We start from the raw sequence: 18,130 nt of genomic DNA, 5'->3' as shown, positions 1-18,130 counted from the left end.
ACAACCCCCCAACGCGCCACAACCCCCCGCAACCGAACCACAAACCCACCTCACCTGCGCGCATCTTGCGACGACCGCCGATCTGGGACGCGGCGTCACTGGTGTGCTGTAGTGCCGCCCTCCCCGGCCGGCACTACTGGTCGTCATCCTTGGGAGACCCATCCATGGGTGCCAACACGATCTGTCCCGCGCGCCTGCTCCTGGTCCTCACCCTGTCTGCTGTGGGAGTCACCGCCGTCTCCGGGTGCGGCAGCGACGAAGACGATGGTTACGTCGGGACGAGTCACCGGGCCAAGCAGGCAGCGCAGTTGAAGGACCGCGCGCGCCAAGTCGCAGAAGCCTGGGACCACTCCGGGGCCGCCGCGGACTGGCGCAGGGGCTACCACCCCATGGCGGCAGTGGTGCAACTGCCTGAGAACGGGCTTCACAGCGCAGCCGACAAACGTGCCTACGAGGCCGGGACCTTCGACCTTCGCGCCAAGCTTCCGTCCGCTCCGCGCGAGAACGAGCGGGTGACATGGCAGAACGGCGGCTCGCTCACATTGCCGCTCGTGACGGCACGAGCGACGTACCAGGCGTTCGACCACGACAGCAGCCCCGGACCCCGCCTGACGGTGACAGGGGCGAAGCTGGGCACGATGACCGTCCACACCAGCCGGGGCCAGGCCACGGTGCCAGCCTGGCTCTTCACCCTGGGGGGCTATGACACCCCCCTGAGGCTGGCGGCCGTCAGCCCGTCGCCGCTTCCCATATCGCCCGTCAAATCCGTCGGCCAGGTGCCGACCGACGTACTGACGCCCCTGGGAGGCTTGGTCGAGGTGGCCGGAGGCGGCAGGACCGTGGCCGTCGTGGCTACGTATGGTTCCTGCAACCGCCCCGCGGTGGACGCTTACGAAACGAACGAGAGTGTGGTGCTGTCCGCATCCACGGTGCAGGCCAAGGACGGTGACTGCACCACCGAGCTGCGTGCCAAGGACATGAATGTGCAGCTGGACCGCCCGCTCGGCAGCCGCATCCTCTTGGACGCATACACGGGACGCCCAGTGACGAACAGCAAGTGGCCCAAGCTCGCACCGAATCAGCGGAGTTGAGCGCAGTTCCCCAGGCCCGAGTCATCAGCTCGTTCAGGGTGGCGATGGTCTCGTCCTCGGTCTCCGTGCCCAGTCTCATGTTGATGTCCTCCAGGGCGTCCGCGGCTCGGGTGAGCGCGTCGTGGTCGCCGAGAGCCGCATAGGCCTGGAACAGGATGCGGTACAGGCTCTCACTGGCCGCCAGCTCCAGGAGGCGCCTGTCGATGAGGAGCGGCGGGCGTAGCCACGTCCCATGTTTTCCCAGTGCCGGCCGACTGCCGTGGGGCGCCTCTCGACCCAGTGCTTGAAGCTCGTGCGCTCGCAACCGGAGCGGTTCTCGTCCTTGACGGTGAGGGGGTTCTTCTCCCCTGCACCGACGGGGGCCCAGATCCGCAGCCGGTTGTGGGCGCCCTTCCACGCCCCGAAGTGCTTGAGCAGGTCCATCCACGGCGTGCGATCCGGTACTTGAACCGATCGCGTCGATCACCTGCCGGTGACCCCAACACCGGCCGTCCCGCCTCTGACCCGAAGGAAACGACCTAGCCGTTGTGGCCGCGTCGGCGTTTGATCGCCGCCCAGGTACGGTCGGCGATGGTTCCGGTGATCAACGCCGCGACGGCGGCGACGTACCAGGGGAGGCCGAGGACCAGGCAGGGGGCAATCGCAGTTGCCAGCGCAATCAGATTGAGCCACCAGGGTGCGCGCAGGATGAGGGAAGATCCTTCGTAGTGGGGGCCTGTCAGCACTTCTTCTTACTCACCTTGTTCAGCTCAAGCTTCGCGACTGTGCAGGTGTACAGCATGCCACCGTATCCGACAGTGACCACGCACTGGACCACGCCTCCACTCGTAGCCTGTGGCGACCAGGCCCCCCAGCCGAAACTGATCTTGGGATCGGGGACTACGAGAGATGGCCCGCTCACGCGAAAAGGAAGAGGTATCTCGACGGGCATTTGGGTGATCCTCAACCTCCGGACGGGTCCCTGCGCACCGCCCACCCGGTCTATGCCGGACCCGGCCGGGATGCGGCACCGGACGCGGAGGCGACCAGAGGCCCTTCAGCGCCCGGCGCCCTCCCGGTAGCACTCGGAACCAAGCACAAGGAAACAGGACATGACGTGCTGCCGATCGACTTCACACCAGACAGCGCCCGGGACATCCCCGCGGGCGCCGAAAGCGCCTGGCAGGCTGGGCGCATCGACCTCGCCACGCAGCGCGCGACGAACCTGCGCTACGGATACTTCGACTACCCGGTGGACTTCCGGGTGAGCTCCCACGCTTTCCTGTCCGCGTCGTCGACGCCGCTGCTCGACATCATGTTCACTCTGGCCCACTCCCTGCGGGAGTTGCGGTCGAGGGGCTCGGCGGAAATCGACTTCACCGAGAACTCCTACGTGATCCGCCTCGCAATCGACGCGGACCAAGTCCGCTTCACCTCCTCACACCGCGCACCGTCCGCGCCTCCCCGGTGCCCGCTCGAGGAGTACGCCACGGCTGCGCGCGCATTCATCACGAGGGGCACCGAATACCTGGTGACCCACCATCCGCCCCTCGGCGACAACCCGGCCCTGAGCGAACTGCGCGACCTCGCAGGGCTCTCAGCTTGAGCCTTGACTTCCGGCGCGGAGATCCGAACACCAAGGCAGTTCGAAATGTCCGACCATCCCGGAGCGCTCTGATATCCACCGCCATGCAGACCACGCCACACGTATCTGACCTGCAAGCAAACAGCCGAGCAGCGGTATATCCCGTCAGGCGGGAACAGGTGCCGGCCACCTGGCCAACCCCAACCACCCCAACCACCCCGTGCAGACACATGCCCTGCACGCCTATCCACGCCTGCGCAACCGCAACGCCAACGCCCGCCACCGCGATGTCCTGGCGCCGAACGCAAGGAACGCGCCCGCATCCGAAGCGAGAAGGGCATCCGTTGGGGCGGACGCCCCTGCAACACCGCAGCCTGACCAACCGCGAACTTACACAGCCACAGCGCATCATCGGTCCGCTCGTAGCCAAGCGCGGACGACCGAAGCGTTGTGACGATGATCTCGGCCGGGCAGACCGGGAGCCCCGAACGAGGCCGGTTCAGGAGAAGGACGGTGCCGGAGGGGAATGACTCAGGAGGCGGACGGCTCGATCTCCCCCGCGAAGACGATGACTTGGTCGATGAGACTCCGCCGCAGATGGACGACGTCCGTTCCCGCCAGGCGGGGGCCTCCATCCGGCGTCGTGAAGACCCACTGGTACCGGGCCCACTCGTTCGGCATGTCCACCGCCGAACAGCGCACCATCGTGCCGGTCCCCGCGGGGTGGCGCCGGATGTCCAGCACGAACCGCTCGACCGCCTCGATCCCCTCGCTGCGGCCCAACGGTCCCCAGAAGACCACGTCCGAGGTGAGGGCCTGGGAGAGCAGCGCAGTCACATAGCTGTCGTCCGAGGCGTTGAACGCGGAGATGAACGTGTCGATCGCGGACCGCGCGGTCTCTTCCTGCTCTTCCTGCATGCACCAGTAATACCAGTCGCCTCGCGGCCCGCGCTCCTCCCGTGAGCCGCCTCCCGGCCACGGTGAACCATCCCGGGCACAGCACTAGGGCGCGTATCGAGTCGTGATCAATTTGCGGGATGCGCCTTCATGGCACGGTCCGGTCCGGTCCGGTCCGACAGACGGTCTTACGTGGCGCGAGTGCAACTGGCCGATCGGGATTGGGAGTTCATCGAGCCTTACCTGCCGATCGGCGAGTACCGCCCGTATCCCGAGCGACTGCGGTAGCAGTTCGAGGGCGTGATCTGGCGGTTCAAGACGGGCGGGCAGTGGCGGGAGATACCGACGGAGTTCGGCGCCTGGCCGACCGTCCACAACCGCTTCCGGCGGTGGCGTGACGCCGGCGTTTTCGAGGCCCTGCTGGAGGGTCTGATCACGGAAGCCGTGAAGCGGGGTGAGGTGCACCTGTCCCTGGTCAGCGTCGACTCCACTACCGCCCGAGCCCACCACGACGCGGCCGGGATGCACCTCGACGAGGACGTCGTCACCGCCCTGGAAAAAGCCGCGGCCGAGGAGGAGAAGGCCAGGTCAGAGGTGGCCGACCGACCCGTCAGTCATGACGTCGATAAGCTCAAAGCGTGGCGAGGCATCGCCACCCGGTACGACAAGACTCCTGAGAGCTACCTCGCCGGTCTCCACCTGTGCGCCTCGATGATCTGGATCAAGGACCTCACCAGGACCACCCGAGGATCACGACTCGATATGCCCGTGGGTGACGCTCTGAGGTGCCGGACGCCAAGGGCGGGCAGGAGTTGAGTCAACGGTCAACCAGCCGTGGAGACGGGGACTCACCCGTGGATTCCGCGTCGGTGTCGTCGGGGCCGACCGGGCCGCGGGGAAGTACCCGGTCCAGCCACTTCGGCAGCCACCAGTTGGTCCGGCCGAGGAGTGTCATGGTCGCCGGTACCAGCACCATGCGTACGACCGTGGCGTCGATGAAGATCGCGGTGGCCAGGCCGAGTCCGAACATTTTGGTGGAGGGGTCCTCGGCGACGGCGAAGGACAGGAAGACCGCCACCATAATGAGGGCGGCCGAGGTGATGATCCGGGCGGTGCCGGAGACGCCCTCGACGATCGCCGTGCCGTTGTCGCCGGTGCGCAGGTACTCCTCGCGTACGCGGGAGAGGAGGAACACCTCGTAGTCCATCGACAGGCCGAACAGGATGGCGAAGAGGAACGTCGGGATGAACGACACGATCGGAACCGTCGCTTCCAGCCCGATGAGCGCGCCTCCCCAGCCCCACTGGAAGACCGCGACCATGATGCCGTAGGCCGCGCCGATGCTCAGCAGATTCAGCAGTACCGCCTTGAGCGGTACGAGTATCGAGCGGAAGACCAGCATCAGCAGCAGGAACGACATCGCCAGCACGGAGGCGACGATCACCGGCAGGCGTTGGCTGGTGCGTTGGCCCACATCGGACAGGCTCGCGGCGGCGCCGCCGACGTGGGCCCTGGCCTGGCCGTGTCCGATCGCCGTGGGCAGCACGTCGGTGCGCAGCCGGGCGATGGTGTCGGCCGTGGCCTTGTCCTGAGGGCTGGTGGTCGGGAACACCACGAGGGTCGCGATGCCGGTGGCCCGGTCGAGGTGCGCCGGCGCGACGGATGCGATGCCCGGATCCGCCGCGACCGCCCCGACGAGTCGGTCCAGCACTCCCGGACCACCGGTGGGGTCCGCGGCGATGACGAGGGGACCGTTGGTGCCCGGGCCGAATCCCTCGGCGACGAGGTCGTAGGCCCGGCGCTCGGTACGGCTGTGGGGCAGTGAGCCGTCGTCGGGCAGGCCGACGCGCAGGCCGAGCACGGGCAGCGTCGCCGTCAGCAGCAGCGCCGCGGCGCCGACCGCGTACGGCACCGGGTGCCGACTGACGTGCCTGATCCAGCGACGCCACCCGGCGGCGTGGGCGGCGCCTGTCGCCGGGTCCCGCCGCCGTACGAATCGGCCCGGCTTCCTGGTCCGCAGAGCCCGGCCGATCCGGCCGGGCCGGGCCAGGCGCGGGCCCGCCGCGCCGAGGAAGGCCGGCAGCAGCGTCACCGACGCGAGCACCATCGTCAGGACGACGATCGAGACGGCAACCCCGCCCACCGTCATGAACGGCACGTTCGCGACCGCCAGGCCGAGGATCGACACGACGACGGTGCCGCCCGCGAAGACCACCGGCCGCCCCGCCGTTGCCACCGCTCGTCCGGCCGCCGCCTGCGGATCGAGCCCGCACGCGAGGTACTCCCGGTGCCTGGCGAGCACGAACAGCGCGTAGTCGATGCCCACTCCGAGCCCGACCATGCTGCCCAGGACCGGTGCGAAAGTGGGGACCTCTGTCACCCCCGCCAGTACCGTCATCGTGGCGACCCCGACGGTCAGCCCGAAGACCGCCATGCCGATCGGCAGCGCGGCGGCGACGAGCGAACCGAAGGCCAGGAACAGGATCGCGGCCGCGGCGAGGAGGCCGATCAGCTCGCTCGCGCCGCCGTCGGAGCCGGAGAAGGCGTAGAAGAGGTCCCCGCCCATCTCGATGCGCAGCGGCAGCTCGGCGCGCAGCCGGTCGCCGAGATCGACGAGGGCGTCGAGGTCTTCGGCCGACAGCCGACTCTGGTCGGGGTACTGCACCCGGACGACCGCGATCCGCCCGTCGGCCGAGACGAGGCCGCCGCGCACAGCGGTGTCCCGGCCCGTGTCGAGCGCCCCCGCCGGGTCGTTCGTGCCGAGCACGTGCGGCAGCCGGTTCACCTCGGCCCGCAGCCGCGTGAGAGCGGTGCGCGCGCCGTCGTCGCCGAAGAACGTCGCACCGTCGTCGAGGGGGATGACGACCACTTGGGCGGTCATCCCCTCCTGGCCGGTGCCTGCCCGCTCGATCAGTTCCGCGGCCCGTCGGGAGTCCAGTCCCGGAGCGGTCATCGAGTCCGCGGTCCGCCCGCCGAAGGCGACGGCGGCGAGGACGGCGAGCGTGGCGGCGATCAGCCATGCCGCGATCACCCGCCAGGGATGGCGGGCGGCGCCCCCGCCCAGGCGCAACAGGGCTTTCGAGAGCATCGGGTCCTCCAACCACCTCGTCGGCCGTCCACGTACGGCCGCCGATGCCGAGGCTCGTCGCCACGGCGCTCCGCGGCATCGGCCCGCGGGCCGCGGATCCGTCGGCCCCGGGGCCGAGTGACGCCCCGTCCTTTCGGCCGATGCGCGGCACGCCGCAGTCCCTAGGCTGAGAACCGTGCTCCGAGACGACCTGCGAACCCTGTGGACCGAACCCCGGCCGCCCGACGCGCCCGCCCGGGTGCGGCGGGACTGGGTGCTGCTCGCCGCGGGCCTTGCCGGTGTGGCGCTGGAGGCCACCCTGCGCGAGAACGTCGTGTGGCGGCCGGTGGCGGTGGTGTTGGCCGTATGGCTGTGCCTGCTGCTCCTGTGGCGCCGGACCCGCCCGCTGGCGATGGTGACGCTGGCGTTCGGCTCGGTGCTCCTGCTTCCGGTGGCCTCGTTCGTCGCCGCATCGCGTGAGCCCGTCGGCCTGGACACCGGCGTGGTCGTGCTGGTGCTGGTGTACGCGCTGCCCCGGTGGGGTTCGGGACGCGAGATCGTGCTGGGCGGCGCGGTGATCGTCACGGTCGGCGCGCTGTGTGTCGTCACGTACGAGTCCCCGGTCGTCGAAAAGGTCGTGGGCTTCGTCTTCCTGCTGCTGCCCGGCGTGGTCGGGGCTGCCGTGCGGTTTTGGGTGACCGCTCGCGAGCGGCAGTTGGAGCAGGTGCGCTCCCGCGAGCGCGAGCAGCTCGCCCGGGAACTGCACGACACGGTGGCCCACCACGTGTCGGCCATGGTGATCAGCGCTCAGGCGGGCCGGGTGCTCGCGGGCACCGACCCGTCCGCCGCCGTGGAGGCGCTGGAGGGGGTCGAGGAGGAAGGGGCGCGCACGCTGGAGGAAATGCGCGCCATGGTCGCCGCGCTGCGCGACCGTGGGGTCGGCGCCGAGCTGGCGCCGCCTGCCGGTGTCGCGGATCTGGAGCGCCTGGTGCGCACCCCGGGTGGTCGCCTCAGGGTCGACCTGGGGCTCGACGGCGAACTGGACGCGCTGCCCCCGGCCGTGGACGCGGCCGTCTACCGGATCGTGCAGGAGTCGGTGACCAACGCGCTGCGCCATGCGGTCGACGCGACCGAGGTCGTCGTCCGGGTCGCCGCGGAACGGCACATGGTGCGGGTGAGCGTGCGCGACAACGGCCGGCGCACCGGCCGGGGTCGCGACGGATACGGACTTACCGGATTGCGCGAGCGCGCGACGCTGCTGGGCGGCACACTACGAGCCGGCCCGGATACCGACCGGGGCTGGCATGTCGACGCCGAACTGCCGAGAGCGAGGAGCGAGAGCGGTGTCCATTCGCGTCCTCGTCGCTGACGACCAGACGATCATCCGCACCGGGTTGCGGATCATGCTGAACGCCCAGCCCGGCATCGAGGTGGTCGGCGAGGCCGCCGACGGGCGGGAGGCGGTACGTCTGGCCCGCGAACTGCGGCCCGATGTCTGCCTGTTCGACATCCGCATGCCCGTACTCGACGGGCTCGAGGCGACCCGGCTGGTCGCAGGACCGGGCGTCGCCGACCCGCTGGCCGTGGTCGTCATCACCACGTTCGACCTCGACGAGTACGTCTACGGCGCGCTGCGTGCCGGCGCCCGCGGATTCCTCCTCAAGGACACGGGACCGGACCTTCTGGCCCAGGCCGTACGGTCGGCGTCCGGCGGTGAGGCGCTCATTGCGCCCAGCGTCACCGTCCGTCTGCTCCAGGCATTCGCGGACCTGCCCGCCGGCCGGCCCGCGGCCCAGCCGGTCTCCCCCGTCACCGCCCGGGAGGAGCAGGTGCTCCTCGCCGTCGCTCACGGGCTGACCAACACCGAGATCGCCGACGCGCTGCACATCAGCCTCAGCACGGTGAAGACGCATCTGGCGAGCCTGATGGCCAAACTCTGCGCCCGCAACCGGGTCGAGATCGCGATGTGGGCCTACGAAACGCGCCGTATCCTCCCCGGAACCTGAGCCGGGTGCCGGGCCATGTCCCGTGAGCCCCCGCCCGGACATCGGTTGGGCGTGCTCAGCGGCGCAAGTCTTCGGCCGGCGCATCGCCGGCTCCGCCCCTGGGAGCCAGAATGTTGAGCTGCCCGGCAACGAGCCGGAACTCGTCAGGCGTCGGTGCACGAACGGCCGCTCAGAGGTGGCCGTCCAGGAACTTCCGCATCTCGGCGACGGTCATGGGTCCCGTGCCGTGCGCCACCGCCTCTCCCTCCTTCAGCAGGACATAGGACGAGGCTCCGGTGATTCCGTAGCGCTCGGTTGCGGCCGGACAACGCGTGATGTCCGTGCGGACGGCCGTCAGGCGGCCCGTGTAGTCGTCGGCGATATCGCCCACGACGAGGTCCATCACCCGGCAGGGCTCGATCGCCTTGGGCCATGTCCCGATGAAGTATGCGAGGACCGGAACTCCGCTCATCCCGAGGATGAAATCGAACTCCGCGTCCTCACGAGGGCGGTGAATCCGATTCGCCATGGAAGCTCCTGATCTCACGTTCCGTCATTCCACCCCCATCATCCCTTGCGCGGCGTGTCAGCCGGCCCGGAGGCCGAGCGCCAGCGTCAGTTCAAGGACCCGGTGCGGCGATGCGAGATCCGGAAACAGCTCCCGCAGCTGCGACATCCGGTACCGGACTGTCTGGGGATGGACGAACAACTCCGCCGCCACCTCGTCCCGCCTGCCCTGGTGCAGCAGCCATGCCCGCAATGTTTCCTCCAGCCGCCGTGCGGTCGCGGCAGGCAAGGTCCGCAACGGTGCGAGGGCTCGGGCACGCAGATCCGCGAACGCGTCCGCGTCGGCGCTCAGCACCAGCTCGGGCAGGTGGTCCTCGGTGTCGCGAATGTCGGAGGAGAGGGAGCGCGCGCGTACGGCTCGTGCGTACGAGGCGGACGCACGAGTCCACGGCCGGGCCGGGCCGACGACGGGGGTGCGGTCGGTCAGCTGCCGCAAGAGATGTGAGCGGTCGGCATCGGGGACGAGCAGCACCCCGGTGGCATCCGGCAGATCGTCGAGGACGAGGGTGCTCGGGTCGAGCGCGCGGTAGGCGGGCCGGGCCTGGGCGGCGGGCAGCAAAACCGCGGTCAGCGAAACCGGAGGCTGCCACCCGGCTCGTTGAGCGGAGACCAGCAGCACGTCCGGGCTCGCGCCGGCGAGGAGGTCGCGGGCCAGGTGTTCCAGATGGCGCTCGTGGGCCCTGCCCCGGGCGGCCAGTTCGTCGGCGTGGCCCGCGGCGCTGGCGGCGGAGAGCTCGTCAATGTAGGCGAAGGTCAGCTCGGCGAACTTGGCGACCTCGGCGGCGGGCAGACCTGCGGGTACGGCCCCCGCTGCCAGGCATCGCCAGGCCACGCGGGCACCGACGCGGTAGGCGCTGAGCAGGGCGTCCATCGAACGGCCGTCGCGGACCTCGCCGCGGCCCAGCTCGTAGGCGGCGTCGCCGCCGTCGCCGCCCGTGGCGTTCCCGCTCGCGAGGTCCAGGTAGTGCCCCAGGGCCGTGCGGACGGCTCGGCGGATGGTGGCGCCCATATGGCCCGAGAGGGCGTTGGCGTAGGAAGGGACCTCGTCGATGATCGCCTGGACGACCTCGTCGGCGGTGGCCTTCAGCGCTGCCCGAAGTGCCGTGACCGTCGTCTCATCCAGGTCCAGTTCACTCGCCCTGCGGATCACATGGCTCACTTTTTATTCCCTGCGAACAATTCAGCCGACCAGATTTACGTCCTGCGGTCAGGACTTTACGCCCTGAGGCACAGCAAGCTGGTGCCATGACGAGTACAGCCCTGCGCAGCAGGGCGTGGAAACTGCTGGAGATGGTCACGACGCCGCTGCTGCCGTCGGACTACCTCGACCTGGTCAGCCCACTGCGTGCGGGCGCCGACCTTCGGGGACGCATCGAGGCCGTGCACCCCGAGACGGGTGACGCCGCGACCATCGTGATCAGGCCGGGGCAGGGCTGGCGCGGCCACACGGCCGGTCAGTACGTGCGGATCGGAGTCGACGTCGACGGGGTGCGCCTGTGGCGTGCCTACTCCATCACCTCACCGACGAACCGCCGGGACGGCCGCTTCACGATCACCGTGAAGGCGATCCCGGACGGCAAGGTCAGCAATCACCTGGTCCGCAGGGCGAAACCGGGCACGCTGATCCAGCTCGACCAGGCGACCGGCGACTTCGTGCTGCCGCGGGACAAGCCCGCCAAGGTGCTCTACCTGACGGCCGGCAGCGGCATCACGCCCGTGATGGGCATGCTGCGCGACACCGAGTTCGACGATGTCGTCATGGTCCACTGCGCGCCACGGCCACACGACGTGATCTTCCGCAACGAACTGCACGACCTGGTCAAGGACACGAAGCTGCGGCTCACCGAGGTGCACACCGACACGGACGGCATGCTCGACATCGCCCGTCTCGACGAACTCGTGCCCGACTGGGCCGAGCGCGAGACCTGGGCCTGCGGGCCCGCGGGTCTGCTCGACGCCGCCGAAAAGCACTGGGCCGAGCACGGCGTACAGGAGCGCCTGCACACCGAACGCTTCCGTCCCAGCATCGCCGTCGCCGGCGACGGCGGCGGGGAGGTCACGTTCAGCGCCACCGGCAAGACCGTCGACGCGGACGGCGCCACGCCGTTGCTGGACGTCGGCGAGGAGGCCGGCGTGCTCATGCCCTCCGGGTGCCGCATGGGCATCTGCTTCGGCTGCGTCACGCCGCTCAAGGCGGGCGTCGTCCGCGACCTGCGCACCGGCGAGATCACCGAGGCCGAACCGGGCGTCCTCATCCAGACCTGCGTGTCCGCCGCGGCGGGCCCCTGCGACATCGAACGGTAGGAGCACTTTGACCGCCATCGACCCCACCGCCCACCTGACCGCGGAACAGATCGAGGAGCTCGGCCGCGAGCTGGACGCGATCCGTGACGAGGTGATCGCCGGCCGCGGCGAGAAGGACGCCGCCTACATCCGCAAGGTGATCTCGGCGCAGCGCAAGCTCGAGCTGGCCAGCAGGGGCGTACTGCTGTTCTCGATCTTCCCTCCCGCGTGGCTGCTCGGCACCGCCGGACTGTCCGTGGCGAAGATCATGGACAACATGGAGATCGGCCACAACGTCCTGCACGGCCAGTGGGACTGGATGCGGGACCCGAAGATCCACTCCACCACCTGGGAGTGGGATCACGTCTCGCCGTCCGACCAGTGGAAGCACTCGCACAACGAGCTGCACCACACGTACACGAACGTCATCGGCAAGGACAACGACCTCGGCTACGGCATCATGCGCGTCGACGAGGACCAGAAGTGGCACCCGTTCCACCTCGGCCAGCCGCTGTGGAACTTCATCAACGCCTGCTTCTTCGAGTACGGCATCGCAGCGTACGACCTTGAACTCGGCAAGAACCTGAACAAGCGCCGCCGCAAGAACCCGGAGTTCCGCGCGCGGGCCAAGGCCGTGGGCCGCAAGATCCGCAAGCAGGTGCTCAAGGACTACGTGATCCACCCGCTCCTTTCGGGCCCGTCGTTCCTCCCCACGCTCGCCGCCACGTTCACCGCGAACCTGGTCCGCAACGTCTGGTCCCACTCGGTGATCATGTGCGGGCACTTCCCCGAGGGCGTACAGGTCTTCGAGCGCCGGTCGATCAAGGGCGAGACGCGCGGCCAGTGGTACCTGCGCCAGATGATGGGCTCGGCGAACATCAGCGGCAGCAAGGCCATGCACTTCATGACCGGCAACCTGTCGCACCAGATCGAGCACCACCTGTTCCCGGACCTGCCGAGCAACCGGTACGCCGAGGTCGCCGTGAAGGTGCGCGCACTGTTCGAGAAGTACGAGCTGGAGTACGTCACCGGCCCGCTGCCCAAGCAGGTATTCTCCGCGTGGCACAAGGTCTTCCGGCTCTCGCTGCCGAACAAGAAGCCCAAGGTTCAAATGCCGGACCGCGAGCGGGAGCTCGTCGCCGCCTGATTCCTGGTACTGGTTCGAGGATGTGTGGAGTCGCCGTGGTCTCAGAGTTGCAGAACGTCGCGGTCGACTGTGCGGATGCCTATGGGCTGGCGCGCTTCTGGAGTGCGGCGACCGGGCATCCGTTGCACCCTGAGGACAGGCCGGGTGACGTGGAAACCCAGGTGATGCTGCCGACCGGGCCCCTCCTGTACTTCCAGCAGGTGCCCGAACCGAAGACGGGGAAGAACAGGCTCCATCTGTGCCTGCGGCCCAGGACCACGCGCGACGCGGAAGTCGAACGGCTGCTGGGCCTTGGAGCCACCTTCGTCAGCGACCATCGGGAGCCGGATGGCACGGGCTGGGCCGTCCTCGCCGATCCCGAAGGCAACGAGTTCTGTGTTCTGCGCAGTGCGTCCGAGCGTGCGGTGAGCCCCTCTTGACAACGCGGAGCTCACGAGGGGCTCACCATCACCCGCTCACTCGCCGCCCACCGCCTCCACCGACTCTGCCTCCGCCCTCGAAGACACGTTCCAGAACTCGGCGTAGCGGCGGCCAAGGCACAGCAACTCGTCGTGGCTGCCCTCCTCCACGATGCGGCCCCTGTCGAGGAAGACGACGCGATCGGCGCGTCGGACGGTCCGCATCCGGTGTGCGACCATCACGACCGTCCGGCCCGCCATCAGGCGGTCGATGCCCTCGTGGACGGCCGCCTCGTTCAGCGGGTCCAGTGCGGAGGTGACCTCGTCCAGCAGCACGATGGGCGCGTCCTTCAGCAGCGCTCGCGCTATCGAGACGCGCTGGCGCTCACCGCCCGACAGCAGCGCGCCGCCCTCGCCGACGTTCGTCGCCCACCCGGCTGGCAGCCGTTCGATCACCTCGTCCAGCCGCGCCGCGCGGACTGCCGCGTGCACTTCGGCGCCGTCCGCGTCGGGGCGGCCGAGGCGTACGTTCTCCTCGATCGTGCCGTCGAAGAGATAGACGTCCTGGAAGACGAAGGAGATCTGCGCCATCAGCTCCTCCGTGTCCATCGCGCGTACGTCCACACCGCCCACGCGTACGGCCCCCGCGTCCACGTCGTAAAAACGGGCGAGGAGTTGCAGCAGTGTGCTCTTGCCCGCGCCCGACGGGCCGACGATGGCGAGGCGCTGTCCCTGGGGCACGGACAGTGACACGCCGTCGATCACCTTCCGGCTCCCCCGGCCGGCGCGGCCACCTGTCCCGCCGGCCCCGCCCGGGCAGTCACCGTGCCCGAAGGACACCGACTCGAACTCCACGTCATGCCGTACCGGCAGGACCGGCGTGGCAGGTTCGGGCAGCGGTTCGGTGCGCAGCACCGTGTCGAGGCGGGTCAACACGGCTCGCGCGCCGCGCAGTTGGCCGCCGAGGTCCGCCAGTGAGAGCAGCGGATCCGCGCAGCGGGCGGCCAGAACCAGGAGCGTCAGGACCTCGGCGGTCCCGATGTTCCCGCCCAGTGCGAGATGGGCGCCCAGTACCAGCGTTCCGGTGAACACCACCTGCACCACGAGCGTCAGGCCCACGACACCGGGCAGCGCCGACAGGGTGGTTCGGCGAGACGCTCGTTCGACTTCGCGGAGCGAGTCGTCGAGCAGGTGGAATCGTTCGGCCGTGCGTCCGCCGGCCCGCAGTACCGGCTGGGCCTGCAGGAATTCGATGACCCTGCCGGTGGCCTCGTCGTCGCGCGCGGACCGCTCCGCGTCGCTCGTGGCCATCGAGCGCGCCGTCCAGAGCTGGATCGCCGCCACGGCCGGCACCGCGGCCAGCACGGCCAGTCCCATCTGCCAGTTGAAGGCGAGCATCACGGCAACGATCGTCAGCGGTGTCACACCGGCCGAGATCAACGGCACCAGCAGGTGCGCGATCACGCCCATCGCCTCCAGGACCCCGCGGCTTGCCAGGACGGACACTTCCCCGATGCGGCCCGCGCCGTACCAGCCGATGGGCAGGCGGGCCAGGTGGTCACCGAGGCGGTGGTACATGCCGCGGAGCAGCGCGGCGCCGACGCGGAACCCGGCGAGCTCGCTGACGTAGCGCAGCCCGGCGCAGACCGCCACCGCGGCGCCGAAGGCCAGCAGCCACGGCCAGGCGTCTTCGGGCGTCTTCCCGAACAGTGCCCGCAGTACGGGGACCAGCAGGGCGTAGGACAGGCCCTCGACCACCGCGGTCGTCGTCATCAGGGCCACGGCGCGGCGCAGCGGCCGGCCGTACTCGCGTCCCAGTACGCGTAGCAGCAGCTGAATCATCGGGGCTCGCCTCCTCTCCGTACATCACCGTTCGGTATGTGGTCGTGCGCTTCGAGTGGCTCCGCGAACCCCATGGCCGCCTCCGGCTGAGCCGAGCGGTGCGCGTGCCAGAAGTCGGCGAACTTGCCTCCTCGTGCGAGCAGTTCGCCCGGGCGGCCGCGCTCCACGATCGTTCCGCCGTCCAGCATCACGACGGTGTCGGCGTCCGCGATGGTCTCCAGGCGATGGGCGATGACGACGGTCGTCCGCTCATCCGCCGATCCCGTCCGCTCCCCCAGGGCCCGGCGTACCGCCTGTTCCGTCTTCGGGTCGGCGAAGGCCGTCGCCTCGTCGAGTACGAGAACGGGCGTGTCCGCGAGCAGCGCGCGGGCGAGGGAGATGCGCTGTGCCTCGCCGCCCGACAGTCCGGCGTCCTCGCCGATCACCGACTCGTAGCCGCGGGGCAGCTCGAGGATCCGGTCGTGGATGTGGGCCGCCCGGGCGGCGCGTACGACGTCGTCGTGGCCGGCGTGCGGTACTGCCAGGGCGATGTTGTCCGCGACGGACGCACGCAGCAGCCGTACGTCCTGGAAGACGAAGGACACCGTCCGGTAGAGCTCCCGACTGTCCAGCTCACGCAGGTCGACGCCGCCGAGGAGGACCGAACCGTGGGTCGGGTCGAAGAACCGCGGCAGCAGCTGGACCAGCGTGGACTTCCCGCTGCCCGACGGGCCGACGATCGCGGTGACCGTTCCCGGTTCGAGTACCAGGTCGATGCCGCGCAGGACCTCGTGATCGGCTTCGTAGCCGAATCGGACGTCCCGCAGTTCGACTCGTCCCCGGCAGTGTTCGTGTGGCGTGACGGGGTGCGTGGGTTCCGGCAGGGGTCGCACCTCCAGTACGTCGCGGATGCGGCCGACGGCGCGCCGCGCGGCCTGCATGTCGTCGAAGCCGTGGCCCAAGGCCTCCACGGGAGCGGTCAGGCCGAGCCCGAGCAGCAGGAAGGGCAGCAGGTCGGCGGGGGCCAGGTCACCGCTGGTGATCAGGGCCGTGCCGCCGGTCAGTACGACCAGGAGTACGAACGGTGGTGAGAGGACGAGCTGCATCCCCGCGGCGATCTTGGAGAGGCCGTGCACCCAGCGTCGAAAGGTGGCCACGAAATCGTCGGCGGCCGTCAGGAACCTGCGGTGCGCGCGGCCGGAACCACCGAACGTCTTCACCACCGCTATGCCCTGCACGAACTCGACGACGGAACTCGAGACGCGCCCCATGGCCGCGTCGAACTCCTCCTGCTCCCGCAGCCGGGTCGGAGTCATCATCAGAGGGACCAGCGCCACCGCGAGCACCACGGGTATCAGCGTGATCAGGGTGAGCAGCCAGTCGATCGTGCACAGGTAGACCAGGGACGCCAGAGGGACCACGAACGCGGAGACGAGCTCGCCGGGGGCGTGCGCGATGAACGGGTGTACGGCGCCGACGTCCTCCCCCACCACCTTGGCCACCTCGCCCGTCCGGCGCCGGGAGAACCAGCCGATCGGTACGCGGCCGAGGCTCGCGGCAAGCCGACGGCGGAACGACAGTTGCACCTGCCCGTCGAGCAGGTGCCCGATCCCGGACGACGCGGCCGTGCACAGCAGGCGGACGAACAGACCCGTGGCCCCCGCGGTCACCGCGAACCAGACGTGGTCGTGATCGACCGGAGCGGGCGACAGCAGGGCCCGGCCCAGTTCGACGACGGCCAGCAGCGGCGCCAGGCCCGCGAGAGCGCCGATGACCTGCAGCATCACGACGGCAGCGAATCTCCCGGCGTACGGGCGGAGCAGGGACGCGACGCTCGGTGGCGGCGCGGCCTGCCTGGGCTGAGGTGCTTCGAGGTCGGGGTGCATACCGGCCATCCTCATCGGCGACCGCCCCGAGATCGCCCGACAACTGTCGGGTATCCCACCCGGTTCACGCACCGAACGGCGCTGCCACCGGCAGTGACACCTGGCCGTCAATCGGCGGTTACGCGGCCGTCGCCCCACGCTCACACCGAAGAAGTCGAGCGAGACCCCACAAACCGCCCCCAAACCATGACACCGACCTCCACCGGCGTCTTCCATCGACAGCTCAACGGACCATACTGGTCGGGCCCCGATCGCCTACAGAACGAATCCATGGCCAAGAACAGCACCTCATCGACCGCCGTCCCCGACACCGCGTGGCTCGGGCGCGGGCGCCACCTCGGCCCCGAGCCCGAGCAGGACGTCCGGCGCAACCTGATCGCCTTGAAGGCGGCCGGGGTGCTCGACGACTTCCTGGACCTCGACCCCGTAGAGGCGGCCGCCTCCACCGTCCTGCACCCGCGCGACGAGTCCGCGGACCCCGGTCCGTCGGCCCGCCGCCTCTTCGAGGCCCGCTGGCGCGTGGCCGACGACGTCACGGTGCGCGCCCAGCTGACCACCTACGATCCCGAGGCGCGCCGCAAGGAGGACGAGGGCGTCACCTGGGTCCTCGCCGCCGAGGCGGAGCAGGCGTGGGACGATCACTGGCCCTCGCCCGCGCTCATGTTCTGGCCCGACAGCGATCAGGTCGCCTGGGACCACGACACGGTGGCGGGCGTGCGCCTGCGTACCACGAACCATCTGCCGAAGGACGACGACGAGCTGCGCCACCTGCTGCGGGACTGCACCCGGCAGAGCTGGTTCATCCACGTCGTGGTGCACGAGGCGATGACCCCGGACGCCAAGGGGCAGCAGCCGATCTCGACGTTCCTGCCGCCGAGCCTGCGGCACCGGGTGGTCGAGCACCGGGGCACGCCGGAGCAGGCACAGATCGCGGACTTCGCGATGAAGCGCGAGCTGAGCGTGCGGATGCCGCGCGGCGGCGCCGTCATCCTGCCCACGGTTCCGCAGGGCGCGGATTACGAAGCGGAGCGTTTCACCGTACGCACGGTCTTCCTGGACGGGTCCGAGCCGACCGAACTCCTCGACCGCGTGCGGGAGTTCGCCGCCCTCCCCCGCCCCATGTCACCCGAGGCCGAGCGGGCTCTGACGCGGCTGCGCCAGGGCTGGCACCTGCTCACCCCCGACGAGGAGCTGGTCCACGCCCAGGACATGGTCACCAAGTACGCCGAGGCGCTCGACGCCATGACGACCTCCCGCGACCTGTACCGGGAGGCGGCCGAGGCGGCGCAAGCGGCACTGGCCGAGGTGACCGGCGGAGACGGCGTGCCCCGGCCGCCGGCAGCGGGCCCGGCCAAGACCGAGGGCTCGCCGCTGAACGCGCTGACGAAGGCGTTCGGGCGTTTCCGGGAGCCGAAGAAGTAGGA

15 protein-coding genes and 2 pseudogenes are annotated in these 18,130 nt (G+C 69.8%); 10 read left to right on the top strand and 7 right to left on the bottom strand.

Annotated elements, in window-relative coordinates; translation table 11 throughout:
- Nucleotides 1-164 precede the first annotated feature (164 nt).
- Complete coding sequence (locus ACI2L3_RS13380) at nucleotides 165-1,091, top strand: hypothetical protein (protein ID WP_404752463.1); 927 nt, start codon at nucleotides 165-167, stop codon at nucleotides 1,089-1,091.
- A 518-nt stretch (nucleotides 1,092-1,609) separates the two neighbouring features.
- Here ACI2L3_RS13380 and ACI2L3_RS13375 read toward each other — a convergent pair.
- Nucleotides 1,610-1,816 carry a hypothetical protein gene (locus tag ACI2L3_RS13375; protein ID WP_404752462.1) on the bottom strand — a complete coding sequence of 69 codons (207 nt, stop codon included), beginning with the start codon at nucleotides 1,814-1,816 and terminating at the stop codon, nucleotides 1,610-1,612.
- Between the two features lie 371 nt (nucleotides 1,817-2,187).
- Between ACI2L3_RS13375 and ACI2L3_RS13370 the strand changes: the two genes are divergently transcribed.
- On the top strand, nucleotides 2,188-2,676 hold the full coding sequence (locus ACI2L3_RS13370; RefSeq protein ID WP_404752461.1) for a hypothetical protein: 489 nt from the start codon (nucleotides 2,188-2,190) through the stop codon (nucleotides 2,674-2,676).
- A gap of 169 nt (nucleotides 2,677-2,845) precedes the next feature.
- A pseudogene (locus ACI2L3_RS13365) lies at nucleotides 2,846-3,033 on the top strand (IS630 family transposase); the annotation flags it as partial.
- 153 nt (nucleotides 3,034-3,186) lie between these two features.
- Here the strand turns inward: ACI2L3_RS13365 and ACI2L3_RS13360 are convergent.
- A complete protein-coding gene (locus tag ACI2L3_RS13360) occupies nucleotides 3,187-3,573 on the bottom strand; it encodes a nuclear transport factor 2 family protein (protein WP_404752460.1) in 387 nt (128 codons plus the stop codon).
- Between the two features lie 171 nt (nucleotides 3,574-3,744).
- Here ACI2L3_RS13360 and ACI2L3_RS13355 point away from each other — a divergent pair.
- Nucleotides 3,745-4,299, top strand: a pseudogene (locus tag ACI2L3_RS13355) (transposase); the annotation flags it as partial.
- A gap of 70 nt (nucleotides 4,300-4,369) precedes the next feature.
- Here ACI2L3_RS13355 and ACI2L3_RS13350 read toward each other — a convergent pair.
- The gene (locus ACI2L3_RS13350) at nucleotides 4,370-6,640 is read right to left on the bottom strand and encodes an MMPL family transporter (protein WP_404752459.1); all 2,271 of its coding nucleotides are present in this window, start codon (nucleotides 6,638-6,640) and stop codon (nucleotides 4,370-4,372) included.
- Nucleotides 6,641-6,815: 175 nt separating this feature from the next.
- Here ACI2L3_RS13350 and ACI2L3_RS13345 point away from each other — a divergent pair, with 175 nt between their 5' ends.
- Both ACI2L3_RS13345 and ACI2L3_RS13340 read left to right on the top strand, forming a co-directional pair.
- Complete coding sequence (locus tag ACI2L3_RS13345; RefSeq protein WP_404752458.1) at nucleotides 6,816-7,988, top strand: sensor histidine kinase; 1,173 nt, start codon at nucleotides 6,816-6,818, stop codon at nucleotides 7,986-7,988.
- On the top strand, nucleotides 7,963-8,625 hold the full coding sequence (locus tag ACI2L3_RS13340) for a response regulator (protein WP_404752457.1): 663 nt from the start codon (nucleotides 7,963-7,965) through the stop codon (nucleotides 8,623-8,625). Before ACI2L3_RS13345 ends, ACI2L3_RS13340 begins: the two co-directional genes overlap by 26 nt.
- A 169-nt stretch (nucleotides 8,626-8,794) precedes the next feature.
- Here ACI2L3_RS13340 and ACI2L3_RS13335 read toward each other — a convergent pair whose 3' ends face one another.
- On the bottom strand, nucleotides 8,795-9,133 hold the full coding sequence (locus tag ACI2L3_RS13335; RefSeq protein ID WP_404752456.1) for a thioredoxin family protein: 339 nt from the start codon (nucleotides 9,131-9,133) through the stop codon (nucleotides 8,795-8,797).
- A gap of 57 nt (nucleotides 9,134-9,190) precedes the next feature.
- The gene (locus ACI2L3_RS13330) at nucleotides 9,191-10,330 is read right to left on the bottom strand and encodes a PucR family transcriptional regulator (RefSeq protein WP_404752455.1); all 1,140 of its coding nucleotides are present in this window, start codon (nucleotides 10,328-10,330) and stop codon (nucleotides 9,191-9,193) included.
- A gap of 86 nt (nucleotides 10,331-10,416) precedes the next feature.
- On the opposite strand from ACI2L3_RS13330, the gene ACI2L3_RS13325 reads away from it, so the two are divergent.
- The 3 genes from ACI2L3_RS13325 to ACI2L3_RS13315 are packed head-to-tail and all read left to right on the top strand — an operon-like array spanning nucleotide 10,417 to nucleotide 13,020.
- Nucleotides 10,417-11,475, top strand: coding sequence for a ferredoxin reductase (locus tag ACI2L3_RS13325; RefSeq protein WP_404752454.1), 1,059 nt, complete (start codon nucleotides 10,417-10,419; stop codon nucleotides 11,473-11,475).
- A 7-nt stretch (nucleotides 11,476-11,482) separates the two neighbouring features.
- Nucleotides 11,483-12,601: a fatty acid desaturase family protein gene (locus ACI2L3_RS13320; RefSeq protein ID WP_404752453.1), complete on the top strand. Its 1,119-nt coding sequence runs from the start codon at nucleotides 11,483-11,485 to the stop codon at nucleotides 12,599-12,601.
- Nucleotides 12,602-12,636: 35 nt separating this feature from the next.
- Nucleotides 12,637-13,020 (top strand): VOC family protein, encoded by a 384-nt coding sequence (locus tag ACI2L3_RS13315; RefSeq protein WP_404752452.1) that lies wholly within the window; start codon nucleotides 12,637-12,639, stop codon nucleotides 13,018-13,020.
- Nucleotides 13,021-13,056: 36 nt separating this feature from the next.
- Here the strand turns inward: ACI2L3_RS13315 and ACI2L3_RS13310 are convergent, their stop codons facing one another.
- Together ACI2L3_RS13310 and ACI2L3_RS13305 are read right to left on the bottom strand one after the other, a co-directional pair.
- Nucleotides 13,057-14,841, bottom strand: coding sequence for an ABC transporter ATP-binding protein (locus tag ACI2L3_RS13310; protein WP_404752451.1), 1,785 nt, complete (start codon nucleotides 14,839-14,841; stop codon nucleotides 13,057-13,059).
- Nucleotides 14,838-16,604: an ABC transporter ATP-binding protein gene (locus ACI2L3_RS13305; protein WP_404752521.1), complete on the bottom strand. Its 1,767-nt coding sequence runs from the start codon at nucleotides 16,602-16,604 to the stop codon at nucleotides 14,838-14,840. The genes ACI2L3_RS13310 and ACI2L3_RS13305 overlap by 4 nt, the downstream gene beginning before the upstream one ends.
- A gap of 372 nt (nucleotides 16,605-16,976) precedes the next feature.
- Here ACI2L3_RS13305 and ACI2L3_RS13300 point away from each other — a divergent pair, with 372 nt between their 5' ends.
- Nucleotides 16,977-18,128: a hypothetical protein gene (locus ACI2L3_RS13300; protein ID WP_404752450.1), complete on the top strand. Its 1,152-nt coding sequence runs from the start codon at nucleotides 16,977-16,979 to the stop codon at nucleotides 18,126-18,128.
- Nucleotides 18,129-18,130: the final 2 nt, after the last annotated feature.

It is taken from the genome of Streptomyces sp. NPDC029674 (assembly GCF_044903205.1).
In the GTDB taxonomy this organism is placed as follows: Bacteria; Actinomycetota; Actinomycetes; order Streptomycetales; family Streptomycetaceae; genus Streptomyces.
Note: the sequence above shows the minus strand (reverse complement) of the source record. Positions and strands in the feature narration are given on the sequence as shown.